The 25100-nt window shown below is 58.0% G+C and carries 26 protein-coding genes, 1 tRNA gene and 1 pseudogene; 9 read left to right on the forward strand and 19 right to left on the reverse strand.

What is annotated here, in order from left to right; all coding sequences use genetic code 11:
• Window positions 1–40: 40 nt before the first annotated feature.
• The 4 genes from AYT24_RS10065 to AYT24_RS10080 form a co-directional block, all read right to left on the reverse strand.
• A complete protein-coding gene (locus AYT24_RS10065; protein WP_010933875.1) occupies window positions 41–1234 on the reverse strand; it encodes a phosphoglycerate kinase in 1194 nt (397 codons plus the stop codon).
• Window positions 1235–1324: 90 nt separating this feature from the next.
• A complete protein-coding gene (gene mltG / locus AYT24_RS10070; protein ID WP_010933876.1) occupies window positions 1325–2371 on the reverse strand; it encodes an endolytic transglycosylase MltG in 1047 nt (348 codons plus the stop codon).
• A gap of 13 nt (window positions 2372–2384) precedes the next feature.
• Window positions 2385–2711, reverse strand: a complete 327-nt coding sequence (locus AYT24_RS10075) for a chorismate mutase (protein WP_010933877.1) — start codon at window positions 2709–2711, stop codon at window positions 2385–2387.
• Between the two features lie 89 nt (window positions 2712–2800).
• A complete protein-coding gene (locus AYT24_RS10080) occupies window positions 2801–3325 on the reverse strand; it encodes an NYN domain-containing protein (RefSeq protein ID WP_164927171.1) in 525 nt (174 codons plus the stop codon).
• Window positions 3326–3507: 182 nt separating this feature from the next.
• On the opposite strand from AYT24_RS10080, the gene AYT24_RS10085 reads away from it, so the two are divergent.
• The 3 genes from AYT24_RS10085 (at window position 3508) to AYT24_RS10090 (ending at window position 4667) form a co-directional block, all read left to right on the forward strand.
• The gene (locus AYT24_RS10085; RefSeq protein ID WP_164927172.1) at window positions 3508–3897 is read left to right on the forward strand and encodes a hypothetical protein; all 390 of its coding nucleotides are present in this window, start codon (window positions 3508–3510) and stop codon (window positions 3895–3897) included.
• 19 nt (window positions 3898–3916) lie between these two features.
• A complete protein-coding gene (locus tag AYT24_RS10650) occupies window positions 3917–4051 on the forward strand; it encodes a hypothetical protein (protein ID WP_264357650.1) in 135 nt (44 codons plus the stop codon).
• A gap of 403 nt (window positions 4052–4454) precedes the next feature.
• Complete coding sequence (locus AYT24_RS10090; RefSeq protein ID WP_010933882.1) at window positions 4455–4667, forward strand: dodecin; 213 nt, start codon at window positions 4455–4457, stop codon at window positions 4665–4667.
• A 156-nt stretch (window positions 4668–4823) separates the two neighbouring features.
• Here AYT24_RS10090 and AYT24_RS10095 read toward each other — a convergent pair whose 3' ends face one another.
• Window positions 4824–6221: an OmpP1/FadL family transporter gene (locus tag AYT24_RS10095; protein ID WP_010933883.1), complete on the reverse strand. Its 1398-nt coding sequence runs from the start codon at window positions 6219–6221 to the stop codon at window positions 4824–4826.
• Window positions 6222–6377: 156 nt separating this feature from the next.
• Here AYT24_RS10095 and AYT24_RS10100 point away from each other — a divergent pair, with 156 nt between their 5' ends.
• On the forward strand, window positions 6378–6572 hold the full coding sequence (locus tag AYT24_RS10100; protein WP_164927173.1) for a hypothetical protein: 195 nt from the start codon (window positions 6378–6380) through the stop codon (window positions 6570–6572).
• Between the two features lie 169 nt (window positions 6573–6741).
• On the opposite strand, the gene AYT24_RS10105 is transcribed toward AYT24_RS10100, so the two are convergent.
• A complete protein-coding gene (locus AYT24_RS10105) occupies window positions 6742–8607 on the reverse strand; it encodes a phosphoenolpyruvate carboxykinase (GTP) (RefSeq protein WP_010933885.1) in 1866 nt (621 codons plus the stop codon).
• Between the two features lie 141 nt (window positions 8608–8748).
• Window positions 8749–9285, reverse strand: a complete 537-nt coding sequence (locus tag AYT24_RS10110) for a TlpA family protein disulfide reductase (RefSeq protein ID WP_010933886.1) — start codon at window positions 9283–9285, stop codon at window positions 8749–8751.
• Between the two features lie 193 nt (window positions 9286–9478).
• Here AYT24_RS10110 and AYT24_RS10115 point away from each other — a divergent pair.
• The 5 genes from AYT24_RS10115 to AYT24_RS10135 all read left to right on the forward strand — a co-directional run bounded on the left by AYT24_RS10115 (window position 9479) and on the right by AYT24_RS10135 (window position 12721).
• Window positions 9479–9551, forward strand: a tRNA-Thr gene (locus AYT24_RS10115).
• Window positions 9552–9660: 109 nt separating this feature from the next.
• The gene (gene atpD, locus AYT24_RS10120; RefSeq protein WP_010933887.1) at window positions 9661–11049 is read left to right on the forward strand and encodes a F0F1 ATP synthase subunit beta; all 1389 of its coding nucleotides are present in this window, start codon (window positions 9661–9663) and stop codon (window positions 11047–11049) included.
• Between the two features lie 15 nt (window positions 11050–11064).
• Window positions 11065–11331, forward strand: coding sequence for a hypothetical protein (locus tag AYT24_RS10125; protein WP_010933888.1), 267 nt, complete (start codon window positions 11065–11067; stop codon window positions 11329–11331).
• A 69-nt stretch (window positions 11332–11400) separates the two neighbouring features.
• The gene (locus AYT24_RS10130; RefSeq protein ID WP_010933889.1) at window positions 11401–12348 is read left to right on the forward strand and encodes a S66 peptidase family protein; all 948 of its coding nucleotides are present in this window, start codon (window positions 11401–11403) and stop codon (window positions 12346–12348) included.
• A gap of 73 nt (window positions 12349–12421) precedes the next feature.
• A complete protein-coding gene (locus tag AYT24_RS10135) occupies window positions 12422–12721 on the forward strand; it encodes an ATP-dependent Clp protease adaptor ClpS (protein WP_010933890.1) in 300 nt (99 codons plus the stop codon).
• A 224-nt stretch (window positions 12722–12945) separates the two neighbouring features.
• Here AYT24_RS10135 and cobA read toward each other — a convergent pair whose 3' ends face one another.
• The 12 genes and pseudogenes from cobA to dsrA all read right to left on the reverse strand — a co-directional run bounded on the left by cobA (window position 12946) and on the right by dsrA (window position 25071).
• On the reverse strand, window positions 12946–14331 hold the full coding sequence (gene cobA / locus AYT24_RS10140; RefSeq protein WP_010933891.1) for a uroporphyrinogen-III C-methyltransferase: 1386 nt from the start codon (window positions 14329–14331) through the stop codon (window positions 12946–12948).
• A 21-nt stretch (window positions 14332–14352) separates the two neighbouring features.
• Window positions 14353–14814, reverse strand: a complete 462-nt coding sequence (locus AYT24_RS10145; protein WP_164927175.1) for a precorrin-2 dehydrogenase/sirohydrochlorin ferrochelatase family protein — start codon at window positions 14812–14814, stop codon at window positions 14353–14355.
• Between the two features lie 121 nt (window positions 14815–14935).
• Entirely contained in the window at window positions 14936–16087 is a 1152-nt protein-coding gene (gene dsrP / locus AYT24_RS10150) for a sulfate reduction electron transfer complex DsrMKJOP subunit DsrP (protein ID WP_010933893.1), read from the reverse strand.
• A gap of 9 nt (window positions 16088–16096) precedes the next feature.
• Entirely contained in the window at window positions 16097–16873 is a 777-nt protein-coding gene (gene dsrO, locus AYT24_RS10155; RefSeq protein ID WP_010933894.1) for a sulfate reduction electron transfer complex DsrMKJOP subunit DsrO, read from the reverse strand.
• Complete coding sequence (gene dsrJ / locus AYT24_RS10160) at window positions 16870–17295, reverse strand: sulfate reduction electron transfer complex DsrMKJOP subunit DsrJ (RefSeq protein WP_164927176.1); 426 nt, start codon at window positions 17293–17295, stop codon at window positions 16870–16872. Before dsrJ ends, dsrO begins: the two co-directional genes overlap by 4 nt.
• Entirely contained in the window at window positions 17288–18940 is a 1653-nt protein-coding gene (gene dsrK / locus AYT24_RS10165; protein WP_010933896.1) for a sulfate reduction electron transfer complex DsrMKJOP subunit DsrK, read from the reverse strand. Before dsrK ends, dsrJ begins: the two co-directional genes overlap by 8 nt.
• Before the next feature lie 6 nt (window positions 18941–18946).
• A complete protein-coding gene (gene dsrM / locus AYT24_RS10170) occupies window positions 18947–19942 on the reverse strand; it encodes a sulfate reduction electron transfer complex DsrMKJOP subunit DsrM (RefSeq protein ID WP_010933897.1) in 996 nt (331 codons plus the stop codon).
• Window positions 19939–20379 (reverse strand): RsbRD N-terminal domain-containing protein, encoded by a 441-nt coding sequence (locus tag AYT24_RS10175; protein ID WP_010933898.1) that lies wholly within the window; start codon window positions 20377–20379, stop codon window positions 19939–19941. Before AYT24_RS10175 ends, dsrM begins: the two co-directional genes overlap by 4 nt.
• A gap of 91 nt (window positions 20380–20470) precedes the next feature.
• Complete coding sequence (locus AYT24_RS10180) at window positions 20471–20833, reverse strand: hypothetical protein (protein WP_010933899.1); 363 nt, start codon at window positions 20831–20833, stop codon at window positions 20471–20473.
• A gap of 36 nt (window positions 20834–20869) precedes the next feature.
• Window positions 20870–22603 carry an NAD(P)-binding protein gene (locus AYT24_RS10185; RefSeq protein WP_010933900.1) on the reverse strand — a complete coding sequence of 578 codons (1734 nt, stop codon included), beginning with the start codon at window positions 22601–22603 and terminating at the stop codon, window positions 20870–20872.
• A gap of 24 nt (window positions 22604–22627) precedes the next feature.
• Window positions 22628–23709: pseudogene (gene dsrB / locus AYT24_RS10190) on the reverse strand (dissimilatory-type sulfite reductase subunit beta).
• A 111-nt stretch (window positions 23710–23820) separates the two neighbouring features.
• A complete protein-coding gene (gene dsrA / locus AYT24_RS10195; RefSeq protein ID WP_010932533.1) occupies window positions 23821–25071 on the reverse strand; it encodes a dissimilatory-type sulfite reductase subunit alpha in 1251 nt (416 codons plus the stop codon).
• Between the last annotated feature and the right edge of the window lie 29 nt (window positions 25072–25100).

Consider the following 25100-nt stretch of genomic DNA (forward strand, 5'->3'; position numbering starts at 1 on the left):
TTCGGAAATCGCTTGCGTGACGATCAATGCTCGTCAGGGTCTAATCGTTCAGGGCTGCGATGCCCGGCAGCTCCTTGCCTTCGAGGAATTCGAGGCTGGCGCCACCGCCGGTCGAAACGTGCGTCACCTTGTCGGAGAGGCCAGCCTTTGCGATGGCCGCCGCCGAGTCGCCGCCGCCGATGATGGTGATCGCGCCCTCTGCGGTTGCGTCGGCAAGCGCCTGGGCGACGGCGAAGGTGCCCCTGGCGAACTGGTCGATCTCGAACACACCCATCGGGCCATTCCAGAGCACGGTTTTCGCGTCGAGAATTTCCTTGCGGTAGGTTTCGATGGTTGCCGGGCCGATGTCGAGACCAATCATGCCTGCGGAGATGGCGCTGACCGGCTCGACACGCGAAGGCGCGTCGGCGGAAATCTCTCCGGCCACGACCACGTCTTCCGGAAGAAGCAAGCGCACGTTTTTCGCTTTGGCTTTTTCAAGCAGGGAAACAGCCAGTTCGAGCTTGTTTTCTTCGACAAGCGAGTTGCCAACGTCGAGGCCCTGAGCCTTAAAGAAGGTGAAGACCATCGCGCCGCCGACAAGAACGGTATCGACTTTCTCGAAGAGGCTTTCGAGCACGTCGATCTTGCCTGAAATCTTCGCGCCGCCGAGAATGGCCACGAACGGACGCTGTGCATCGTTGAGCGCCGTACCGAGATAGCGCAGCTCCTTTTCGATGAGGTAGCCCGCAACGGCGGTCTGCATGAAGTGGGTGATGCCCTCGGTCGAGGCGTGGGCGCGGTGCGCCGTACCGAATGCGTCGTTGACGTAGATTTCGCCCAGCGAAGCCAGCTCCCTGGCGAAGTCAGGATCATTAGCCTCCTCTTCGGGGTGGAAGCGGAGGTTTTCGAGCATGAGCACGTCACCGTCCTGCAAGGCGAGCACCTGCTGCATCACCTCGGTGCCGATGCAGTCACCAGCCATCGTCACCGGGCAATCAAGCAGCTCGGAGAGGCGCTTTGCGACCGGTGAAAGGGAGAATGCCGGGTTGACCTTGCCTTTCGGTCTTCCGAGGTGCGACATCAGAATCAGCCTGCCGCCATTGTCGATGACCTTGCGGATTGAAGGCAGTGCCTCCACGATCCTTTTCTCGTCAGTGATGTTCCTGTCCTGGTCGAGCGGCACGTTGAAATCGACTCGCATCAGGACGCGTTTTCCTTGTAACGATATGTCAGACAATGTCTTTTTCTGCATTTCCCTGTCAGTTGGTTGATGAAACTAAAAGTGTTTGCCTGCGTGAATATACATAATATCCGGCATCCGCGGTATACCCGGAGCGATTCGTCAAGGCGTGCCGCCGCCGGGGTTCTTTTGCTGCTCTTTTCTGGCGGCCCTGTAGCGCTGGACGTTCCGGGCATGTTCGGCAAGTGTGGTGGCGAAAGCGTGGCCCCCCTGGCCGGTCGCGACGAAGTACAGGTAACCGGTGTTCGCCGGACTCAGCACCGCGCGAATCGACGCCGCACCGGGATTGCAGATTGGCCCCGGAGGCAGTCCTGCGTGCCGGTAGGTGTTGTACGGCGAGTCGATAGCGAGATCCTTGTAGTGGAGTGGCCGACTCTCGCCCGGAATGGCGTATTGCACCGTGGGATCAGCCTGCAAACGCATGTTTTTCTTCAGACGGTTCAGATAGACGCTGGCGATGACCGGTTTTTCCTCATCGAGTGGCGTTTCGGCCTCTACGATTGAGGCCAGCGTGAGCAGTTGATGTTCATCGAGGCCCGCCTGTTTCGCCTCCTGCTTCAGGCTGTCGGAGTAGAACGCGCGAAACCTTCTTGTGAGAAAGGTGATCACCTCCTTCGGCGTGCTGGCCCAGGCGAAGTTGTACGTGCCGGGAAAAAGATAGCCCTCGGTGCTCTCGCCTTTGATGCCGAGCGAGGCGAGCAGGCGCGGATCGCGTGAGGCTGCAATGAATGCGGTCGAGTCGATATCGAGGTTGGCGGCTATGATCCGGGCGATTTTGCGCTGCTCGACGCCGTTCGGGATCATGACCCGCACTTCGTCCTGGGGGCGCGAATGGAGATACCACAGCAGGCCAAAGACCGAGTGGTTGCCGGAGATGGTATATCTGCCCGGCTTGATCTTGTGCAGCGGCGGAACAAGCGCCCCGGCGGCCAGCAGTGGCCAGCGGAAGCGAATCACCCCGGCATCGTGCAGCTTTTCGACAATGCGGCGGAATCCCTCTCCCCGGTGGACAGCGATCCTGGCAGGCTCTTCCTTCGGCGACATGGAGTTGATGCCGGGTACGAACAAAAGCGTCACCACGACAGCCGCAATGGCCAGCAATATAACCCTTGGTGCGGTTGCGCGAAAGGGGGCTTTTCTAGGAGGCATCAAGGTTTACGACTTATCGGGAGGAATGGTTCTGTTGACCATTCTTGTACTCCTGCTGAAAGAGGCGCGATTCATTGAGAATGGAGTGGTAGATCCGTTCGAGCGCCTGGCTCATCGCGGGTGAATCGGTATGGGCAAGAACGTTGATGAGCACCTCTTTTTCACGCTCTGGCTGAAGCACGGCTTCTCCAATCCTTGATTTTACGGAGCTGATATTTCCGGCGAACTGCAAACGCTGGCACAGGAGGGCAGCTACCTGCCGGTCGATCTCGTCGATTTTGCCTCTCCATTCTTCAAGCTCCCGCCAGTGATCATTGTTTATTTCACAGCTTTCAGACATGATACGGTCGTCGGTTAAAGGGGGTCGGTTAAACGATTAACCTCGTAGTATAACAAATTGTCTCAAGATACAGAGGCAGATTATCGCCTTCAGCGCTTTCTGGCGAAGAGGCCAAGCCAGTAATCGACCTCCTTGTCGGAGAGCAGCCCCGAAGCGTTTTTGTTCATCTTTACGCCGGACTGTTGTCCTTTTCGCCGCCCGTCTTTATCGATGGCAATGCCCATCGCCGCCAGCTCATCGATAAAGGTTTCCGAATCGACGCACTTTGCGCCATACGCTTTCGAGTAGCGCTGGATTTCACGGTCGGAGCTGACGACAAACGTCATGGTGGCGCGTACGCCCAGCGAACGGACATGATCAATAATCCACCGGTCAGCGGATTTGACGGTGCCGCTAAAGGTAACATCGACGGCTCCGGTCAAGGTCAACGGTTTCGGCCCGCTGCCTCCGTCGTATACCAGGATGACATGACGCCGGGCTTTCTGCCGGTACCGGGCAAGCATCGCTTCGAGCCGTTCCCGCAGATCAGCCATAGAGGCTCCAGGCCCGGCTTTTCCAAGCTTGTGAATCAGATTGTATCCGTCAACGACGGTCTCCCGGTAGGTGGAGGACATGATCATCCTTTCGATGCTTTTTGCTCTCCGAAAACAGAAAATATCGCCTCCTGCTGACAGGCATGATAAGTCGAAAAATGCAATCAGCCCGCGAAGCTCCAGGGAAAAACGCCATAAAACGGCTTACACAACATGTTCTGTCGGATTATCTCAATAACAAAAAAGAAAACAGTGCATGATCGATGCAAACGCAAGCTCTTCATGCTGTTAAGCATTCACTCTTCAGGCAAGAGTACAACATCTCCAGCGACGGTTTCCCGGCATCAGGGATCAACCCTATTGATCCTTGTGAGGCATTCCGCTCCGTTTGGATGCTCGCACTCGATTCCGGGGTCAGCTTCCGGAGATCGACCATCCTTTCAAGCTCTCGTGCCAAGAGGGAAAAAGATGAGATATCGCTCGCACTCACAGCAGTAACCCTTGATCTGCCAGCAGAACGGAGAGGTGACAACCAGATGCACGGAGCGATCCGGCAGGAGGTTCATCTGGCGGCTGTCGCCGTGAATGATGGTGTGCGTCGTCTTCAATGGTCGATTTTCTATTGCTCTTCAGGCGCTGTCTCCCGAAAGTAAAAAGAAAATGGAGGATCGCATGATGAAAATGCGGGGGTGCTCGGACGACGCGGCATCACTCGACCCTGAGACTGCCGGAAACGTCAGGCTCGGGATAATCGACCGAATCAGGCCTGCTGACGGTTCCGCCCGGATCGACTTCGTCGGAGCGTGAGGAGAGACCTGGGCGTTCCGGCCCTCCCCTTTCGCTCTTGCCATCCGGCTTTTTGCGTGAAGCCTTGAGATGGCACCGGAAAAAAACGGTGAATCCTCTGCTCCTTTCATAACACTACACTATCTTTTTTTGAACAAGGTTAAAAACCTATAGTCCCGAAAACCGTCGATATCCCGCGGGCCACGGCTCCATCCGCATTGCGCAAGAACCGGAGACAATACCTCCCGGCGGGATCGATCCTAACGTCTCGAGGCATCTGAAAACTGGCCACGAACTCCATTTCTCAGGAAAAAATCGGTCATGGAGAATTTTTTCGTACTGAGAGTCTTATTTTCAGGTATGGTGACCTCGGATTCCTCCAAGGTCAATCCATGGCTTCACATAACCAACCACACACACCGCCATGAGTGCTCACATCTATAAGAAACTCGAAATCGTCGGTTCCTCTGCCACCAGCATCGAAGAGGCTGTAAACAACGCCGTTGCCAAAGCCGCTGAAACCATCAGGAACATCCGCTGGGTCGAGCTGGTCGAAACCCGCTGCCACGTCGAAAACCAGAAAATCGCCTACTGGCAGGTCACCTGCAAAATCGGTTTCACCCTCGACGAAAACTGATCCGCGCAAAGGAATTACACTACATGTAAAGAGAGACTGCCGCGGCGTCATTGCCAAGGCAGTCTTTCTGCGTTTATACCATCATCACACAAGGCTTAACATTCTCTACTGAGAGGGAGACTCCCCCCTCGTTCTATTTTACCGATCAACATCTCCTCACAGCCTGTGCGTGAGATTGAGAGCCCAGTTGGTCTGGCTGTGGGAGATCACGGTCTGGTCGCCGTTGGTGGCCGTGACTTTGGGCGCCCAGCTGAATGCGGCAGAGACGCTTGTGGCGTCGTTCACGCGATAGCCGAAGCCGCAGGTGTAGTGGTTTTTCGTAATCGCCGGGAAAAGCGGATTGAGGTTGCTGTCGGGCACCGGGTTGGTCGAGAAGCTGGCACCCGCGCGCAGGGCGAGCTTGTCGGTGGCCTTGTACTGCACGCCGAGCGACCAGACCGTCTGATCTTTCCACTTCTGATCCATCGTAACGTCGAGATTCTGCCCGGCAAACGGAGCGGGATTCGAGCCGTCGGCGATAAAGCTCATCTGGAATTTGTCCATGACGCTTGACCAGTCAATGTATTTCACATCGCCGGCGATCATCCATTTGTCCGAGGGATTGAGTGCTATTCCGGCAGCGAAAGTCGCTGGCCACTCGAAGTTACGCACCTTGATTTTACCGGTCACTGACTGCTCACCAAAATCTCCGGCAAACGAAAGGGTTGCCTTGTCGGTTTCGAGATCGGCAAGCTTGGTCTGGGTGTGACAGCTCGCGCCGACGGACACGACTTTGCTGAACTGGTGGGTGAAGCCGAACTTCAGGCCGGTGCCGAATCCCACCGCTTTTCCGATGAAAGGATTGTGGTTCGAGAAGTCGAACCGGGCGTAATTGATGTCGGCACCGCTCTCGATAATGGCTCCCAGCGAGCTTGCCATAGAACCACTGATGGAACCTCCGTTACCGGCCATCATGCCGGCTAGGTGCTGCCCATCCATGTCCATCTGCAAATCCATGCTGGCGATCACGACGTCGAACGATGCGCCGAGGGTGGTCTGGTCGGTCAGGTGATAGGCCACCGGAAACATGATGCGTCCGACACCGACCTCGCTCCGGATGTCCTTGCCGCTCATTGAAACACCAGCAGCGCCCTTCAGCGATGTCCCCATAGAGAACAGCGGAGAATCGTCGCCGTAATCGGTGCCCATGCCGCCCTGGGCGAGCATGGCGACGCCATAGCTGAACCGGCCATCGCGGCGCATATAGGACATCGAGGGCATGAAGAACGAGGTCGCGTCCGATTTGTCGCTCGCACCGCCGTTCTCCAGCTTGATGTTCGGATGCAGACCCCGGATGCCGAAGCCGATCTCAGACTCCCCCTCTTTCATGAAGCCGAGAGTTGCCGGGTTGTTCATGACGGCGGAGTTGCCCGTATCGTAGGCTGAGCCGGTGCCGCCCATGGCCATCGATTTGGCGCCATACCCTTCGAGGTTCATGCCATTGGTGGCGAACGCAGGGGTGGCGCCGAGCAGCACGAGAAGGGCCACAACCGAACATGCGGTTTTTCGAATCATGATGTCAGTGAGTTGAATGTTAGATGCTTGCGGCCAGCTCCATATCTATGGAAAACCTTGAAGGATACGAGGGATAGCCGGGTTGATTATATCCGGAGTACGGTTCACTCCGGGACACCTGTCTGGTGCACCACGATTCAGCGAACCGTGATGCGCATGATGGTCATTTCGCGACCTGGCCGAAAACGCCAACGTCTGCTAATGCGTGAAAAACTGCATGACCGGTTTTGCACCGGCTTCAACGAAAAACGTAACAACCTGTTCAGCGAAGCAAGGCTGACCGGACGGCCAGCGCATTCCGTTTTCCTGCTCGCCCAAAGCATGCCTGATGAGAAAAAAGTGCAGGGGTAAATGAAAAACGGCAAAAATTCAAACCTCAATTAATATAATTATATAACTGAATAAAGATATGGTAATATTAACAATTGTGCAACACCTGACGATAAATAGGGTCGAAATCCAATAAAAAAAGCGGGCATCGCTGCCCGCTTTCGGAGTGTCTGTGAAACTGCGCCAATCCTCAGTGCTCGGCCGTATAGCGCTCGGGGGCCAGCTCCCAGTGCTCGGGAGACCTCCAGAGCGTCGAAAGCATCAGCTCGCGGATGTGCGTGAACTCTTTCGGGAGCCTGTCGTAAAGCTTTTCAAGCAGCTCTTCGTGCGAGAACAGCTCCTGCTTCCACGCTTCGCGATCCACCGACATGAGCGTTGAAAATTTGTCTCTGGTGAATCCATCCAGACCCCGCCAGTCGAGCGATTCATACCTCGGCATCCAGCCGAGCGGGCTTTCCACCGCAGCGGCGCGGCCATGCACCCGACCAATAATCCACTTCAGCACGCGCATGTTCTCGCCGAATCCGGGCCAAAGGAACTTGCCGTTTTCATCCTTGCGGAACCAGTTGACGCCGAAAATTCTCGGCGGATCGGTAAGCGTGCGGCCAACGTGCAGCCAGTGGTTGAAGTAGTCACCCATGTGGTAGCCACAGAAAGGCAGCATGGCGAAAGGATCGCGGCGCACGTCGCCGATCTTGCCTGCGGCGGCAGCGGTCTTCTCCGAACCCATCGTGGCGGCAAGATAGACGCCGTAGTACCAGTTGGCCGACTGGTAGACCAGCGGAATGGTATCGCCACGCCGTCCACCGAAAATGAAGGCTGAAATCGGCACGCCGTCCGGGTTTTCCCAGTTCTCGTCGATAACCGGGCACTGATGGGCCGGAGCCGTGAAGCGGGCGTTCGGATGGGCGGCAGGACGTTCGCACCCCGGTACCCAGGGCTTGCCCTGCCAATCGATGAGGAAGTCCGGTGGCGTGTCGGTCATCCCCTCCCACCAGACGTCGCCATCGGGCGTCAGCGCCACGTTGGTGAAGATGCAGTTGGCGTGAAGGGTGGCCATCGCGTTGGGGTTGCTCTTCTCCGAGGTGCCCGGCGCGACGCCGAAAAAGCCGTACTCGGGGTTGATGGCGTAGAGGCGACCATCCTTGCCCTGCTTGATCCAGGCGATGTCGTCGCCAACGGTGGTGATTTTCCACCCCTCCATTTCGCCCGGCGGAATCATCATGGCGAAGTTGGTTTTGCCGCAGGCGCTCGGGAAGGCCGCCGCGACGTAATCTTTTTCGCCCTCCGGCGACTCGACGCCGAGAATGAGCATGTGCTCGGCGAGCCACCCCTCGTCGCGCGCCATCGAGGAGGCAATGCGCAGGGCGAAGCACTTCTTGCCGAGCAGTGCGTTGCCGCCGTAGCCGCTGCCGTAGGAGACGATGGAGCGCTCCTCCGGGAAGTGGACGATGTACTTGGTGTCGTTGCAGGGCCACGGCACATCCTGCTGACCGGGTTCGAGCGGCGCGCCGACCGAGTGCAGGCACGGCACGAACTCGGCCTCCTCGTCGAGCAGGTCGAGCACCGCGCGGCCCATGCGGGTCATGATGCGCATGTTGGTGACAACGTAGGGCGAGTCGGTGATCTCGACGCCGATGTGCGCGATGTGCGAGCCGAGCGGCCCCATGCTAAAGGGAATGATATACATGGTGCGCCCCTTCATGCACCCGGCAAGGAGCTTGTTCAAGGTCGCCTTCATCTCTTTTGGCGCGACCCAGTTGTTGGTCGGTCCGGCGTCCTGGCGGCGGATGCTGCAAATGAAGGTGCGATCTTCCACCCTGGCCACGTCGCTCGGATCGGAACGGCAGAGGTAGCTGTTGGGACGCTTCTGTTCGGAGAGCTTGATGAAGGTGCCGCTTGCGACCATTTCGTTGCACAGGCGGTCGTACTCCTCGACGGACCCGTCACACCAGCAGACCGAATCGGGCTGGCACAGTTCGGCGGTCTCCCTGACCCACTGGAGAAGTTTCAGGTTTCTGACGGAGTCCGGAGCATTGATCGGGATCGGTTCCATAATGAGCTTGGAGATCGCTTGGGGATCGTTTAAAATGTTTGATGCAGAGAAATAGCGTTAAAAAAGCACGCCCCGGCAGGAAATTCCCCCGAGGCATCGGAAGTCAGCCATGTTGACTCTCTGGTTACACAGAAAGCTGGGTCATTTTGTAGCCGCCTTTGCGCCGAGCGCCATTTTGACGATCCGGTCAAAATCCGCCTTGCTTCTCGGCCCGACGATCACACCAGAAACATTGCCGGAGGCATCGATGACAAACGAGGTCGGAATGCCGGTGATGCCGCCGTCAATGTAGCCGTTGAAGGCCCGGATCAGCTCGGGAGTGGCCATCATCACCGGGTAGATGATGCCCTGGGTTTTCATGTAATTCTTCACATTCGGAAGCTGCTCGTTGACCGCAATGCCGACAAAGGTAAAGCCTCTGGAGGCCCAGGTTTTCTGCACCTGCACCATATCGGGAATCTCCGACCGGCAGGGCGGGCACCAGGTGGCGAAGAAGTTGACAATGTAGGCCTTGCCCTTGAGGGAGGCCGAGGAGAAGGGTTTGCCGTCAACGGTCACTCCGGAAAAGGAGGGGGCGGGTGTCGGTCTGGCGTCAGCCTGCGCGCTGAAGGCCAGTGAGAGCGAAAAAACCATGAGTGCAGCCACGAAGGGGGCGAAGGGGGACGCGAGTCTTTTCATAACATTTCTTTTGATTATTATGGTAATCTAGTCCGAATCAATGTTCGTCAGCGACAAATAGTTCTAAACTTCAATATAGGAATCCCAGGCTTTTCCTCTTGGCGCAACCCTGATATTTCTTTGCGTTTTGAGAACAAATAAGCTATATTTCGTCTCGATTTTTCTGCCCGCAGGGCAGGAAGCGCCGTATCAAGCCACCTTAGCTCAGTTGGTAGAGCAACTGTTTCGTAAATAGTAGGTCGTGGGTTCAAGTCCCTCAGGTGGCTCGCTTATGCCGAGAACCCGAGCCGAGTAACCGGAACAGAGCCTGAAAAGGGAGTCTCGTGATTCCGGCACCAAACGTTTGATTGCAACCAAAATCCCATACTGAATACCATGCAAGAAGGTAAGATTTCCCAGATCATCGGCCCTGTCGTTGACGTTGACTTTCCTGAAGGACAGCTTCCGTCTATCCTCGATGCCCTCACTGTCACCCGTCAGGACGGCTCGAAACTGGTACTCGAAACCCAGCAGCACCTTGGAGAGGAGCGTGTTCGGACAATCGCCATGGAAGGGACCGACGGTCTGGTCAGAGGCATGAGCGCTGTCAACACCGGCAAACCGATCCAGGTCCCGGTAGGCGGAGAGGTGCTCGGCAGAATGCTGAACGTTGTCGGCGATCCCATCGACGGCAAAGGCCCTGTCCCGGCAAAGAAAACCTACTCTATCCATCGCGCCGCTCCGAAATTCGACGAACTTTCGACCAAAACCGAGATGTTCGAAACCGGCATCAAGGTTATCGATCTCCTCGAGCCCTACTCCCGCGGTGGTAAAACCGGTCTGTTCGGCGGCGCTGGCGTCGGCAAGACCGTGCTCATCATGGAGCTGATCAACAATATCGCCAAGCAGCAGTCGGGTTACTCCGTGTTCGCTGGCGTCGGCGAGCGCACCCGTGAAGGAAACGACCTCTGGCACGAGATGATGGAGTCTGGCGTTATCGACAAGACCGCTCTCGTGTTCGGCCAGATGAACGAGCCTCCGGGAGCACGCGCACGCGTCGCCCTGACCGGCCTTAGCATCGCCGAGTACTTCCGTGAGGAAGAGGGCCGTGACGTGCTTCTGTTCATCGACAACATCTTCCGCTTCACCCAGGCAGGTTCCGAGGTATCCGCGCTTCTTGGCCGTATGCCGAGCGCCGTAGGCTACCAGCCGACTCTCAGCACCGAGATGGGTGAGCTTCAGGACAGGATCACCTCCACCAAGAAAGGTTCGGTTACCTCCGTGCAAGCCATCTACGTCCCTGCCGATGACCTTACCGATCCAGCTCCGGCTACCGCATTCACCCACCTCGATGCCACGACCGTGCTTTCACGTCAGATCGCCGAGCTTGGTATCTACCCGGCTGTCGATCCGCTTGATTCAACCTCCCGAATCCTCGATCCGAACATCGTCGGTGACGATCACTACAACACCGCGCAGGCTGTCAAGCAGATTCTCCAGCGCTACAAAGACCTTCAGGACATCATCGCCATTCTCGGTATGGACGAGCTGAGCGACGAGGACAAACTCGTGGTTGCCCGCGCCCGCAAAGTGCAGCGCTTCCTGTCGCAGCCCTTTTTCGTGGCTGAAGCGTTTACCGGTCTTGCAGGCAAGTACGTCAAGCTCGAAGACACCATCAAGGGCTTCAAGGAGATCATCGATGGCCGTCACGACAACCTGCCCGAAGCTGCCTTCTACCTGGTCGGCACCATCGAAGAGGCGGTTGCCAAAGCAAAAACGCTCTAAACCAACGGCAAAGACATGGCAAGTTCAGACAAAGCCTTTACACTCGATATCGTCACGCCCCAGAAGCTCTTCTTTTCGGGAGAGATCAACAGCGTCATCGCTCCGGGTCTGAACGGTTTGTTCCAGGTTCTCAAAGGGCACGCTCCGCTGCTTGCCGCTTTGAAAAGCGGGAAAGTGCGCCTGTCGCTTTCCGACCGTTCCGAGGACACGTTCCAGATCGCCGGCGGATTCTTTGAAGTCAGCGGCAACAAGGCAATTTTGCTGACCGAAGAGGTCTCCTGACTGAAGTCGGCATAACAACATTAAAAACATCAGCAGTACTGAAACGTACTGCTGGTGTTTTTTGCTTTCATGAACATTCTGATCCCCAAAGCGCTCCGCAGGGGAGAGGTCATCGGCCTGATCTCGCCATCTTCGACCTGCGCCGAGCCGGAAAAAATCGAACGGGCCGTCACCTACCTTGAGCGCTGTGGCTACAAGGTCAAGACCTCGCTGTACCTGAACCGCTCAGAGCACGACCCCGCGCATACCGACCGGTACAAGCTTCACGATCTTCACCAGATGTTCGCAGATCGTGAAGTACGGGCTATTTTCTGCCTCCGGGGCGGTGCCGGAGCGACACGTCTGCTTGACCGTATTGACTACGGACTGATTGCGGCCAATCCGAAAATCCTTGTCGGCTATTCCGATATCACGGCACTTTCTCTGGCCGTGTTCAGGAAAACCGGCCTCGTCAACTTTTCCGGCCCCATGGCCGCCACGGAGCTTTTGGCGCCCAGCAGCTACACCGAAGAACATTTCTGGGGAATGCTGACCGATCCGGGTTATTCGAAGCACCTCACCAATTTCAGCGAACACCCGATCAGTTGCATCAGACCAGGAGCCGTCACCGGCAGGCTTGTTGGAGGCAATCTCTCGGTGCTCTCCTCGCTGGTCGGCACGCCGTACCTGCCCTCGTTCAGCGGCGCGCTGCTCTTCACCGAAGATGTCAACGAACCGGCCTACCGCATCGACCGGATGCTCTCGCACCTCTTCAACGCCGGTCTGGCGCAGAAGTGCCGGGGCCTGATGTTCGGCCAGTTCAGCAAAAATCCCGCCGACGAAAACCGCGATTACCGCTTCGACAAGATGTTTACCTATTACGCAAACCGGATGCACGACGGCGTGCCGGTGATGACCGGCCTCTCCTATGGCCACATCCGGGAGCTGATGACCCTGCCCGTTGGCGCCCGATGCCGTCTGGAAATCTCACCGGAGCGATTCGCATTCGGGGCTGTGGATGCGCCCGTCTCACGCTGAAACCGGGCTTGCTGAAAAGCCTGCTGCACTATAAATTACCATTTACTTTTCAGGCAAACCGATACCCGTCATCATGATCCGGTTGACCGCAAGCAACAATCCCGATACCAGAACAGAAGAACTGATCGCCGACGTCGATACCCTCGACGCTTGGCGCGTGGTGCTCTTCAACGACGACGATCACACCTTTGACGAAGTGATCTTTCAGATCATCAAGGCCGTACGCTGCACGAGGTCTATCGCTGAAAAACACACATGGGAGGTGCATACCAGAGGCCGCGCGATCGTCTATGCCGGAGAGATGTCCAACTGCATCCGCGTCAGCGCCATCCTCGAAGAGATCGCCCTGAAAACAGAAATCCAGACGGGTTGACACGCCCGTGTCTTGAGCTGCGGAGTCATAGCTCCCTGCCTTTTTTCAAGCCCCGTCCCCTGTTTATCATCCACAGTTCGGCACCTCTATCCGACCCCTTGGCTATATCCGGCGTTCACGAAGAACCTCGCAATGTCGCTGCTCTTCATCGCCATGCTGGAACGCAGAAAACGCCCCGAGTAATTCGGGGCGTTAACGGTTTGATGACGGCACCTTGACGGACGCTATCCGCCAAACTGACGCCGCATCTCCTCTGCGGTGCGCTCGTCCGCCGGGGTGACGGCGATTCGGGCGGGAATCGCGTCGTACATCCCTCTGAATTTTTTCACGCAATCTGCCGAGGCGAAGTAGATTTCGTCGATGAAGTCGAGGTCGATCTTCTCGACCTGATCCTGCGCGCCATGCACGTAAACGACGAGCGGCGTGACCTCGTTGCCCCCCTCACGGAGTTGCCCGGCCACCAGCTCATCGACATGCTCCGCGCCCGACAGAAGAATGCGCTGGCCGGTGAGTTCCTCCTTGCGCAGCATCGCGGCGATCGCATCCACGCCCTCCCGGTCAAGGCAGCAGTCGGGAATGATGCCGTACTCCTGCAACGCCGAGGCGACCGAACGGTTCGCGGTGCAGATGACGAGATGCGCCAGATGCCTCACGTCGCGGCCATGTTCGAAGAGATATTTAAAGAAATACCGGACGGCGAAGCGGTTCTGGAAAAAGAGCATCGAGAACCGGTCGATCCCCTCGATGCAGGCTTTCACCGCGCCGAGATCCGCGCCCGCCACCTGTTGGCACGGGAAGGGCACGGTGATGTAGTCGGCAGGCGGGTATTTTTTCGGCGCTTCGCCGGTCATGAGCACCTTCTTCTTGCGGGAGAACCAGTTCTCTTCGATGTACTGGCTGATGTTCTGGCCGATGATAAGCAACGCCGGTGAGTAAACCGCCTTTTCGCGCTTGCGGAACTCGTCGAGCGTGCTGGTAATGACGCGCTGGTTATAGCGCGTGGCGTTCTGAACCACGGCGACCATCGTCTCGCCGCTCCGCCCCGACGCCGCCACCTTGTCGAGCACGTCGTGCACGTTCGAGGCCACCATGTAATAGACGATCGTGTCGGTATCGGGCACCTGGATGCTGTTGACCGGATGGCCGGTGCAGAAGGCGACCGACGAGGAGACCTTGCGCATGGTGAGCGGAATTTCACTGTAGGCGCTAGCTCCGTGCGCTGCGGTGATGCCGGGAATGATCTCGTAACCGATGCCGTGCTGGCGCAGCGTCTCGATCTCCTCGCCGCCGCGTCCAAAGATGAAGGGATCGCCGCCCTTGAGCCTCACGACGGTCTTGCCCATGAGCGCATGGCGCACGATCTCCTGGTTGATTTCGTCCTGCGCGAAGTGATGCGCATCCTTGCGCTTGCCGGTATAGATCTTCTCGGCCTTGTAGGGTTCAAGCATCTGGGGCAGCACGAGATCGTCGAAGAGAATCACGTCCGCCCCGCGCAGCACCCGATCAGCCTTGAGCGTGAGCAGCTCCGGATCACCCGGCCCCGCGCCCGCGATATAGACGTAGCCTCTCTTTGCCGCGGCCTGCGGCTCTGTATGGATTGAACCGGTCATTGCGGATACTTCCTGACAAAATTACTGGTTGTCTTCCGGCCAGGTTTCGCTGACAAACTCCCGGAGCCGGTTGCGCCACTCAACAGACTTTTTGACATTCTGGCCGTTGGAGGAGACCGCGACGGTCATTTCGCCCTGCTTGATGATGGCCGGGGAGATGAAGCCCGAAAGCTCGCGGTTATCGACGACGTTCACCAAGATGCCCCGCGCCTCTGCGTCATCGCGCACGCGCCGGTTGACCTCCTCGACGTTGGTGCTGGCATAGACCAGAAATGCGCCATCGAGATCAGAGGAGTCGTACTCCTTGTAGATTTCCGTAAACCCCTTACCCTTAAGTTCGTCAATGATTTCAGGCGAGACGATGGTGATATCCCGGGTATATTTTTCGATGGTCTGAATCTTGTGATGAGCAATTTTGCCACCGCCCACGAACAGAATCTTCTTGTTGTCCACCCGGATATTGAGCGGCAAAAACACTTTCATTGATGTGTCCATTTTGACAAATATGCAACGACCCCGGGGCAGGTTCAGTTCCCGCACCGGGGCCAGTGAAGAGATGCGTTGGCGTCCGTTTTATAACGACTTCACGCCGGATACGGCAGGCTCACTCCTGCGTCTTGACGGCGATGGCAGTCTTGAGCAGCATGGTCAGCACAAGCAGGCCGATGGCCCAGATGCCAAGCGTGACCGAAATTTCGGTTGCCGTCGGCATGTAATCAACGATCGCTTCGAGCGGCGTCGGCACAAATCCGCCGAAGATCAGGCCCATTCCCTTGTCGATCCAGATCGAGACCACCAGACCGATGCAGGCCGCGATGAGCGCGCCGTTCTTGCGGCGAAGCGGCGGGGAGAGAAGTACGCCCACCGAGATGATGCCAGTAATCAGCGAGAACCACATCCACGGCACGAGCGGCGCGTGGCCTTCGAGGCCGAAGAAGAGGTACTGCAAGCTGTGCTTGTGCGCCGGAATGTTGCTGTAAAAGGCCGTGAAGAACTCGGTACCGAGGAAGAAGAGGTTGGCCAGCCCGGCGTAGGAGCTGAGCACGGCAAGCTTGAGGCGAGCCTCCTGACCGGCGTCGAACTTGGCGACCTTCTTCAGGATGAAGGTGATAAGGATCAGGATGGCCGTACCGGCGGCGAAGGCCGAGGCCAGGAAGCGCGGCGCGAGCACGGCGGTGAGCCAGAGGTGGCGGCCCGGAAGACCGGCAAACAGGAACGCCGTGACGGTGTGGATGCTGAAGGCCCACGGAATCGAGATGTAGATCAGCACCTTCACCCACGGCGCGGGAGCCACGCCCTTGCGTTCAGCGCCAAGCACCGCCCAGCCGCTGATGAGGTTCAGGAAGAGGTAGCCGTTGAGCACCATCACGTCCCAGAACACCATCGAATGCGGCGAGGGATAGAGCAGCACGTTGAGCACGCGGTCAGGCCGGCCCATGTCGGCAAGGATAAACAACATGCACATGAGCGCCGCCGAAACAGCGAGGAACTCTCCGACGATGACGATTTTCGAAAAGGCCTTCTGGTTGTGCAGATAGTATGGCAACACCAGCATCACAGCCGAGGCGGCGACCCCGACCAGAAAGGTGAACTGGGCGATGTAGACGCCCCAGCTTATGTCACGGCCCATGCCGGTGACGCCGAGACCGATGGACATCTGCCGGGCGTACGCCGAGACTCCAAGCCCGATGACAACGAGCAGGAAGGCTACCCATGTCCAGTAGCCGCGGCCTCCTTTAAGCGCTTTCTCGATCATGGCTTATGGTTAGATGATGTAAAAGACTGATGGCAGCGTGCCGAGTTCCGGCTTGCGCTGCATGGTTTCGTTCGTGGCGAGCATCTTGCGGATCTCCGAATTTGGATCGTTCAGGTCGCCGAAGGTAAGCGCATTCTCCGCACAGCTGACGACGCAGGCCGGAAGCTCGCCCTTGACGAGCCGCTCCGAGCAGAAGTTGCACTTCTCGACCACGCCGCGCATCCGTGTCGGGTAGGTGTTGCTCAGCTCCTTGATGTGCGGACGCGGATCGAGCCAGTTGAAGCTGCGCGAACCGTACGGGCAGGCGGCCATGCAGAAGCGGCAGCCAATGCAGCGATGGTAGTCGATGGAGACGATGCCGTCCCAGCGCTTAAAGGTCGCCTCGGTCGGGCAGGCTTTGGTGCAGGGCGGCTCGGTGCAGTGGTTGCAGAGCGTCAGCACCTGGCGTTCCAGCACTTCGGGATTCTGGAACTGCGTGCTGGCGGTCGGAAACGCATTCTCATAACCGCTCTTCCATATCCATTTGACCTCGTTCTTCGTATGGCCGAAGTCCGGCACGTTGTGATCGTGGTGGCAACGGACGATGCACTCCTTGCAGTCGCCGAGGCACTTGCGGGTATCAACCAGCATTCCCCAGCGCACCTTGCCCGGCGTCGGCTTGGTGGTAAAGCTCGACATATCGGTATTCTCAAGCGCGAACGCCGGGAACAGACCCGCGGCGGCACCCAGGCCGGCGAGAGCGCCCAGACCGGCCTTTTTCAGAAATTCTCTACGGTTTTGACTCATTGCGACACCTCCATCGGCGACAGATGACAGTTCCAGCATGTCGGCTTGACATTGGCATACTCGTGACACATAAAACAGAACATTGGATTCGAGCCGTGGCATCCGAGACAGGTGTTGAGACTCTTGTCGAAGTGCTCTCCCTGGGGATTGACGAAGGTGCGGTTGCCTTCGCGCACCGAGTCGTGACGCCACTTGTTGAGAATCTGCATGTGGTGCGCCCGCATGTACTCGGTCGGCAAAATGCACTTCGAGCTGTCGATCGGCGCGCCGCCCGGTTTGACGGTTGCCGCCGCGACAACGGGCGACTCCTCGGCGATCGCCGGAAGGGAACCGCGGTGAGCCACCTGCATGAAAAACCATGCCGCCACAAAGACGCTCAGACCTGCGGCGAGGGCGACCAGAAACTGACTGAACTTATTCATCGTCGTCATCCTCCTCGAATCCGGCCATAGGGTTCTCTCTCAGGTCTTCGGTTCTTTTCTTTTCTCCATCCATGATGAGCGCGTTACCAACCAGCTCGTGCAGACCGTAGACCGTCACGCCCGGATTCCAGTAGCGCATCAGCGCCGGAAGGCTTGCTCGGTCGATGGCGCAGATCGTGACCAGCGAATCGACCTTGTGCTTCTCGCGCACGTGCGCGACGGCGCTGGCTCTCGGGAAACCGCCTCTCATACGGGTGTCCATGAACTCCTCGGCGTTCAGGCCGCTGCCCGAACCGCAGCAGAAGGTCTGCTCCCTGATGGTGTTCTCGGGCATTTCGTGGAAAACGTTGCACACCTTGTTGAGCACGTAACGGGGCTCCTCGAACATGCCCATGCCGCGAGCCACATTGCACGAATCGTGGAAGGTGGTGCGAAGATGGTCGTTGCGTTTCGGATCGAGCTTGAGCTTGCCGTGCTTGATGAGGTCAGCGGTAAACTCGACGATGTGCACCATTTTGGTGGCCTTCGCATTAGTGAACTTCGTGCCGGTGATTGGCGAAACCGGCTCCTCGAGGAAATCCGCCGGGCCGTTCATGGTGTTCATGTACTGATGCACCAGGCGCCACATGTGGCCGCACTCGCCGCCGAGAATCCACTTCACCCCGAGACGCTTGGCCTCGTGATACATCTTGGCATTGATCTTCTTCATCATTTCGTTCGAGGTGAACATGCCGAAGTTGCCACCCTCCGAAGCGTAGGTGCTGATGGTGTAGTCGAGGCCGATGTGATGGAACAGCAGCAGATAGCCCATCATCGTATAGACACCGGGATCACCGAAAACGTCGCCCGACGGCGTAATGAAGAGAATCTCCGCGCCCTTGCGGTTGAAGGTAGGATTGACCCGCACCCCGGTGAGATCTTCGATGTCATCCACCATCGACATGATGTTCTGCTTGAAGGTGTGCGGCTCGATGCCAAGGTGATTGCCCGTGCGGTTGCAGTTGGCCACCGGCGCGAGAATCCAGTTGTTGTTCACGCCGATGAGGTTGAGCAGCTCGCGCACCATCATGGTAATCTCGGCGGTATCGATGCCCATCGGACAGAAAACCGAACAGCGGCGGCACTCGGTACACTGATGGAAGTACATGTGCCACTCTTTGATCACATCCTGCGTGAGCGTTCTCGATCCGGAAAAGTCCTTCAGGATTTTTGCCAGACCCGTGAAATCGTTGCGATAAACTGAACGGACAAGCTCGGCGCGAAGCACCGGCATGTTCTTCGGATCGCCAGTACCGAGGAAAAAGTGGCACTTGTCGGCGCAGGCGCCGCAGCGCACGCAGCTGTCCATGAACACCTTGAACGAACGGAACCGCTTCAGGCGATCCTTCATGCCGTCGCGGATCGTCTTTTCCCATCCTGCGGGTAACTGCCAGTCCTTGTCGGTGGCAGCCCATTTCCTCGGGTTGGCGAAGTGCAGCTCGTCGAGCACTTCCGGCTTGGCAGGAAAACACCAGTTGCCGTCACGGAACTCCACCGGCAAATCCCACCAATCCTTGCCGGCGAACTCCCCCTTGAGGAGCCGTGGCTTCTTTTGTTCGAACTCTTTTTTGAGTTCGTCTGGTTTGAGGGCGTATTTGTTGGACATAATTGATTATTGCTTTTCGACCGGAAGACCCGCCTTTTTCATTTTTTCGCGGAACTCGTCTTCGTATTCGGCATAAGTCCTGAACTTGATATCGGGATTCCACGGATTCTTGTGCCGTTTGGCGCGGCTGTTGTTCGGCAGGTTGCGCGTTGGGCTGAGGAAAATTCCGCCCATATGCACCAGCTTGCTGAACGGAATGTAGGCGAGCAGCACGCAAACCAGGAACAGGTGGATATAGAACAGGACACCTATCGGTTCGGGCGCGTCGAAACCGAAGTGAGCCAGTGTCATGGCCAACGCTTTGACCGGCATGATGTCGATTTTGGTCACGTAGCGCATGCTGATGCCGATAACAACGATGGCGCCGAACAGGAACAGCGGAAAATAGTCTGTCGAAAGAGACAGAATCCGCATCTTTTCGTCCGACAGGCGGCGCAGCACTAGGAAAGTGATAGCAGCAAGCGCTATGGCGTCAGTGATGTAAAATGCCGGCACGGTCACATCGAGAAAGCGATCCGCATTTTCAAGCAATTCGATTGGCAAGGGCAGTGTCTCAAGGAAAAAGCGCGCATGGCGAATAACAATGATGAGCATCGACCAGTGAAACGCGAGACCGCCAAGCCAAAGCCATTTGTACGAACCATAGACGAGCTTCGGGCCGCCATACAGCTCAGCCCTGGTGTTTCGGAACAGCGAGCGGAACAGGAAGACTTCGGAGAGCACCCGCATCGCGGCCATGAAGGGATTTGACGGGCACTCCAGCGGATTGGTCTTGATCCAGTCGAGCGACTGCTCCTGGCCGCAGGTGGTCGGAATGTTGAAGGGTACCGGCCTCCGGATCCAGTCAACCAGCCGGAAAAGCATACCGAGCACGAGAATGGCTGCGGAGGCATAAGGGATGACGATGGCGAAAAGATAGTCGAGCTTGCCGTAGGTGATGCCAGCCCAGGGAATCAGGGCCAGCACGATCACTGCGATCAACGGTTTCAGCACTTTTTTCATGCTTCAGCCCTCCTGAGCGCCATGTGCATTTTCCGGCGGGCCTCGTCATACTTGATCTGGTAGATAGTCTCCCGGTGCTTCATGTAGCTATCAAAAGCTTGCAGGGTCAGCTCTTCGAGGCGGTCGCGGCACGGATGGTCGCATTCGACCGGAAGCGCTTCGATCATACCCTTGAGCATAAACAAAATCGACAGGGATTTTGAAGGTGGAATATCCTGAACGGCAAGAATCCGGGTGATGCGCATGATCGGCTCGGCGGCCTGCATGGAGCGATCCGCCACAGCATCAAGCAGAACACCCAGCTCCTCGGCAATCGCCGTAGCGACCAGTGAGCCGTGGCTCATTCCGCCGGGCAACATTGCCACAACCGATGAGGTCCAGCGTTCAAGCAGGACGTTCCGGTTCTCTTTAACTATCTGTTCCCACGCTCTCGTCATAAGATTGCAGAATAAGAGGTTGTTACATTCAAAAGCAGTACGCCAGCCTGCAAAAGACCGGCAGACTTGAAGTGCTTCCCTGAAAGCGGGATCAGGCGCATTTGGCCATGAAGGCCTCGTAAACCGGACGCCAGGTTTTGGCATCCGCCTCGAACGGTATTTCGAGATACTGGCAAAGATAGAGGGCGTCATAAGCAGCACAGATGTCGCCATTTTTCAGCGCTTCGAGCGCCTTCTTGCCGGCTGCGGCGGTATCCTCGCCCGTCAGACGGACCTGACGCCAGTAGTTGATCGCCTCATCGCGGTACACGGCATTCCGGGGCAAGGCCTCGGCAGCTTTCAGGTTGCTGACCTCGACCTGGCGATTGCCAAAAGTAACTGGCCAGCCGGTCTCCTGCCAATGCAAGGATGTTTCGATGGCCTTCTCGACCATCTGGATCATATCGTCCATCATAGTGTTTCGGTCTTTCAGGTTACGATGCCGCCCAATTTACAGTCCGTCGCCCATGCCCATCTGGATGTAGCCGCAGGGGCAGACCAGGGAGCAGAGGTGGCAGCCGACGCATTTTGTGTAGTCGGTATAGACTTTTTCGCCTGCCGGGTTGTCGCGGAAGCGGGTGATCGCCTCCTGCGGGCAGAACGAGACGCACTGCTTGCAGTCGAAGCAGAACCCGCAGCTCATACACCGCTTCGATTCGGTGATGGCCTGTTCGGGCGTCAGCGCTTCGAGCAGTTCGTCGTGGTTGCCCACCACCACCTCCGGCTTGATGCTGGTGCGTTTTGCCTGCGGGGTGTGCAGGAAGTAGAGCAGGTCCTGCTTGTGCGGCTTGGTGATCTCGCGATACGGCTCCTCCGGCATCGGTTCGCCTTTCAGGAAGGCGTCGATGGCGTAGGCGGCTTTGCGGCCGTGACCCACCGCCGTGGTGATGAGATCGACCTTCAGGGCGTCGCCGCCGCCGAAGAGCTTTTCGCGGCCCGGAATCCGGAAGTTGCGGTCAACCTTGAGCCACGGGCCGCTGGCCGCACTGCCGAGGCCCGACAGGTCGGTCGCCTGGCCGATGGCCGCCACCACCATGTCCGCTTCGATCTCGAAGCTTTCGCCATTGCTTTTGTAGCGCAGGAACGGAATCGGGGAGTTCCAGCCTTCCTCGCCTTTCTCCTTTTTGACCATCTTTGTGCAACGCAGGCCGGTGACGCCACTCGCTCCGCCGAGCACTTCTACCGTGCCGGTGAGAAAGTGCATCGTTGTGCCTTCGTTTTTGGCGTCGTCGAATTCGTTCTCGAAGCAGGCCATCTCTTCGCGCGGCACGCCGGAGATGATGGTGGCTTGCGAGCCGAGACGCAGCGCCAGACGCGCGACGTCCATCGCTACGTTACCGTCGCCGATCACCACCACGTGCTTGCCGACCGGAATGTCATCGCCCAGCACTTCGTAGCTTTTCAGGAAGTCGATGGCGTTGGTGGCGCCGGGCGTGCCTTCAAAGCCGGGCACGGGAAGAGCTCTTCCCTTCTGTGCGCCGACGGCGATGAAGACCGCGTCGTACTCCGCTTCGAGCTGTTCGAGGGTGATGTCCTTGCCGATGGTGACGCCCATCTTCGTCTCGACGCCGAGTTCGATGATGCGCCCGATTTCGGCTTCGAGCACTTTGCGATCTACGCGGTAGCCCATGATGCCATAGAGCACCATGCCGCCGAGCTTTTCGTTGGCGTCGTAGATGGTGACGGCGTGGCCTTTGCGGCGCAGCTGGTAGGCGGCGGAGAGTCCCGCCGGGCCGCCGCCGATGATGGCGACCCGCTTGCCGGTGTCGGCACCGGGGCCTTTGAGTTTGAGGTTGTGCTCGATGCCGTAGTTGCCGAGCACCTGCTCGACGGCGTTGATGGCCACGCTTTCGTCGTGCACGCCGCGGTTGCATTTGCTCTGGCACGGGTGCGGGCAGATGCGCCCCATTACCGCCGGGAAGGGGTTGGTGTCGGTGGCCGTTTCCCAGGCCGATTTCAGCGGGTCGTCCGACGGGTCGGTGCCGTTCAGAAAACGGTTGATGGCCCGGATGTCTTCGCCTGCCGGGCACTCGGCGGTGCAGGGCGGGGTCTGCGGTACGTAGATCGGGCATTTGTGGCTGTGATCCCCAAAGGCGACGATCTTGTCGGTCCCTGTCAGTTCGCTGAAGGCAGGGTAGACGTACTCTGTCGCAAAATCGAGAATCGGGTTTGATTCTGCATTCATGAGGTTGCTCCTTTGCTTTTCAGCTTAAAAACGGATGTGCGCCGACTGGTTGAAGGTGGTTCGGGCGTGACGGTAGCTGTCGATCATGTTGTCGTCGAACTCGAGGCCGGTCTCTTCGAAGAACCGTTTCCAGCCGATCCGGTTGATCCATTCACCGATGCGCTCCCATGGGCGGCCTCCGGCTTTGTAGGCGGTCAGGATGCGGCCGACGACGTCGGTCACTTCCGGCCAGCGCGGCGGGTTGTTCGGCAGGTTGTGCGCCACAAGGCTCATGGTCGAGGGCTTCGAGCGGGCGTTGCTGTTTTTGCCGCCGACCCAGACGGCAAACTTGGAGTGCTCGGGGTGGTTGATCTCCATGGCCGGGCAGGCGCCGAAGCAGGCGCCGCAGCAGATGCACTTGGCTTCGTCAACCATGAGCGTTTTCTTGCCATTGACGACCGTCGGGCGGATCGCCGCGACCGGGCAGCGGGCGACCGCTTTGGGAAGCTCGCAGGTCTTGACGAGGTGGTCGTGGTTGATGCGCGGGGGACGGGTGTGCTTGACAACGACGGCGATGTCGGCCTGGCCGCCGCAGTTGATCGAGCAGCACGAGGTGGACAGGCGCACTTTATTGGGCATCTGCATGTCCTTGAATTCGTTGTACACCGTGTCCATCATCGACTTGACCACGCCCGAGGCGTCGGTGGCCGGAATGTCGCAGTGCAGCCAGCCCTGGGTGTGCGAAACGGCTGAGACGCACATGCCGGTGCCGCCGACCGGGAAGCCGAGCGATTCGAGTTCGGCAATCATCGGTTCGACGTTTTCGGCGTTCGGCGTCAGAAATTCGACGTTGTTGCGCACCGTGAAGCGCAGAAAGCCGTCGCTGTATTTGTCGGCGACGTCGCACAGCTGGCGCACACCATATCGACCGTGTCCTGACGCGGCGTGCCGGCGCGGACCGTCCAGATGGTGTCGCCGCTTTCGGCGACGTGCTTCAAGACCCCCGGTTTCGGGATTTCATGGTATTTCCACTTGCCGTAGTTTTTCCTGACCACCGGATGCAGCGCCTCTTCGTAGGTGTGCGGGCCCGATTCTATGGTCTTCCAGGTTCTTTCCTGACTGCTCATGCTCGTTCCTGTAGGTTGATGCGCACCGGCTCTCCGGTTGCGGGAGCCGGTGCGGCTGAGTTTGTGCTGTTGTTTTGTCGCCCTCTCTGGTGATCTCCAGAGAGACGGCTCTCAGTACTTGGCTTTGAAATACGGGTTGTCTCTCGGGCGCGAGATCTGGTTGATGTCGTACTCGATGCCGACGCCGTCGAGGAACTGTTTCAGGCCCACGCGCTCGATGGTTTCGCCGATGCGCTCGTGGTCGAGGCCGGCGTCGTCCCACCAGTCGATGATCTCTTCGATCAGTTCGATGAAGGCTTCGCGGTCTTCGTCGGTTTCCATCTTCATGAACGGCACGATGAGCGAGCCCATGTTGACGCCCACTTTCAGCGTGTTCTTGCCGCCGATGAGCAGCGCGATGCCCTTGTCCTTGCCCGGCGAGAGCGCTTTGGACATGGCGTTGATGCAGTGCATGCAGCGAACGCAGTCGCGCGTCGAGATGTCGATGTCGCCGTCTTGCAGACGGATCGCTTTGGTCGGGCAGCGGTTGATGACGTTGTTGACCAGCGCATCCACCCCCTTCTCGGCGATCCATGCCTTGACTTCGTCGTGGTCGATCTGGATCGAGTCACGCCAGGTGCCGATGACCGCTAGGTCGGAGCGCATGATCGCGTTGGTGCAGTCGTTCGGGCAACCGGAGAATTTGAATTTCAGCTTGTAGTTCCATTCGGGACGGTGCACCTGCGGGGAGAAGTGCTTGAGCGCTTCGAGGTGCAGCTTGAGGTTGTCGTAGCAGGCGTTGTCGCAGCGGCCTGGCCCGATGCACGAAACGCCGGTTCGCATGCCGGCGCCGGCGCCGCCGAGGTCCCACCCTTTCTGGTTGAGCTCGTCGAAGCACGCCTGGACTTTGTCCTGCTCGATGCCCTGCAGCATGATGTCGCCGGTCTGGCCGTGCAAGGTGATGATGCCGCTGCCGTATTTCTCCCAGATGTCGCACAGTTCGCGCAGCATCGTGGTGTTGTAGTGTAGGCCCGGGGCCGGCTGGATGCGCATCGTGTGGAATTCGGCGGCTTCGGGAAATTTGTCCTTGATCATCGAGTAGCGCGTGATGATACCGGCGCCGTAGCCGTCTACCGTGACCAGACCGCCTTTCCAGTAGCCCATCTTGGTCTTGTAGGAATATTCGAGCTGGTCCAGCACGCCCCGCAGCATCGGTTTCTCTGTCCGCTCCGCAAGCGCCTTGAAGCCCGAAATGAAGCTGGGCCACGGACCGCTTTCAAGCTGGTCGAGCATCGGCGTTTCGTTCAGGAACTTGCCGTTGCCCGATGATCCGCATCCGCCGCAATGACACGACTCGTTCACAGCGCTGTCGTTAGCACTCATGTTGCCTCCTTTGGTTCTCAGATACTTTG

The organism is Chlorobaculum tepidum TLS, assembly GCF_000006985.1.
GTDB lineage: Bacteria > Bacteroidota > Chlorobiia > Chlorobiales > Chlorobiaceae > Chlorobaculum > Chlorobaculum tepidum.

Bases quoted from the DNA above. Each gene is read 5' to 3' on its own strand.
- AYT24_RS10065 (WP_010933875.1), bottom strand. From the start codon at position 1,234: ATGCAGAAAAAGACATTGTCTGACATATCGTTACAAGGAAAACGCGTC.
- mltG (WP_010933876.1), bottom strand. From the start codon at position 2,371: ATGCCTCCTAGAAAAGCCCCCTTTCGCGCAACCGCACCAAGGGTTATA.
- AYT24_RS10075 (WP_010933877.1), bottom strand. From the start codon at position 2,711: ATGTCTGAAAGCTGTGAAATAAACAATGATCACTGGCGGGAGCTTGAA.
- AYT24_RS10080 (WP_164927171.1), bottom strand. From the start codon at position 3,325: ATGTCCTCCACCTACCGGGAGACCGTCGTTGACGGATACAATCTGATT.
- AYT24_RS10085 (WP_164927172.1), top strand. From the start codon at position 3,508: ATGCAAACGCAAGCTCTTCATGCTGTTAAGCATTCACTCTTCAGGCAA.
- AYT24_RS10650 (WP_264357650.1), top strand. From the start codon at position 3,917: ATGATGAAAATGCGGGGGTGCTCGGACGACGCGGCATCACTCGACCCT.
- AYT24_RS10090 (WP_010933882.1), top strand. From the start codon at position 4,455: ATGAGTGCTCACATCTATAAGAAACTCGAAATCGTCGGTTCCTCTGCC.
- AYT24_RS10095 (WP_010933883.1), bottom strand. From the start codon at position 6,221: ATGATTCGAAAAACCGCATGTTCGGTTGTGGCCCTTCTCGTGCTGCTC.
- AYT24_RS10100 (WP_164927173.1), top strand. From the start codon at position 6,378: ATGATGGTCATTTCGCGACCTGGCCGAAAACGCCAACGTCTGCTAATG.
- AYT24_RS10105 (WP_010933885.1), bottom strand. From the start codon at position 8,607: ATGGAACCGATCCCGATCAATGCTCCGGACTCCGTCAGAAACCTGAAA.
- AYT24_RS10110 (WP_010933886.1), bottom strand. From the start codon at position 9,285: ATGAAAAGACTCGCGTCCCCCTTCGCCCCCTTCGTGGCTGCACTCATG.
- atpD (WP_010933887.1), top strand. From the start codon at position 9,661: ATGCAAGAAGGTAAGATTTCCCAGATCATCGGCCCTGTCGTTGACGTT.
- AYT24_RS10125 (WP_010933888.1), top strand. From the start codon at position 11,065: ATGGCAAGTTCAGACAAAGCCTTTACACTCGATATCGTCACGCCCCAG.
- AYT24_RS10130 (WP_010933889.1), top strand. From the start codon at position 11,401: ATGAACATTCTGATCCCCAAAGCGCTCCGCAGGGGAGAGGTCATCGGC.
- AYT24_RS10135 (WP_010933890.1), top strand. From the start codon at position 12,422: ATGATCCGGTTGACCGCAAGCAACAATCCCGATACCAGAACAGAAGAA.
- cobA (WP_010933891.1), bottom strand. From the start codon at position 14,331: ATGACCGGTTCAATCCATACAGAGCCGCAGGCCGCGGCAAAGAGAGGC.
- AYT24_RS10145 (WP_164927175.1), bottom strand. From the start codon at position 14,814: ATGAAAGTGTTTTTGCCGCTCAATATCCGGGTGGACAACAAGAAGATT.
- dsrP (WP_010933893.1), bottom strand. From the start codon at position 16,087: ATGATCGAGAAAGCGCTTAAAGGAGGCCGCGGCTACTGGACATGGGTA.
- dsrO (WP_010933894.1), bottom strand. From the start codon at position 16,873: ATGAGTCAAAACCGTAGAGAATTTCTGAAAAAGGCCGGTCTGGGCGCT.
- dsrJ (WP_164927176.1), bottom strand. From the start codon at position 17,295: ATGAATAAGTTCAGTCAGTTTCTGGTCGCCCTCGCCGCAGGTCTGAGC.
- dsrK (WP_010933896.1), bottom strand. From the start codon at position 18,940: ATGTCCAACAAATACGCCCTCAAACCAGACGAACTCAAAAAAGAGTTC.
- dsrM (WP_010933897.1), bottom strand. From the start codon at position 19,942: ATGAAAAAAGTGCTGAAACCGTTGATCGCAGTGATCGTGCTGGCCCTG.
- AYT24_RS10175 (WP_010933898.1), bottom strand. From the start codon at position 20,379: ATGACGAGAGCGTGGGAACAGATAGTTAAAGAGAACCGGAACGTCCTG.
- AYT24_RS10180 (WP_010933899.1), bottom strand. From the start codon at position 20,833: ATGATGGACGATATGATCCAGATGGTCGAGAAGGCCATCGAAACATCC.
- AYT24_RS10185 (WP_010933900.1), bottom strand. From the start codon at position 22,603: ATGAATGCAGAATCAAACCCGATTCTCGATTTTGCGACAGAGTACGTC.
- dsrA (WP_010932533.1), bottom strand. From the start codon at position 25,071: ATGAGTGCTAACGACAGCGCTGTGAACGAGTCGTGTCATTGCGGCGGA.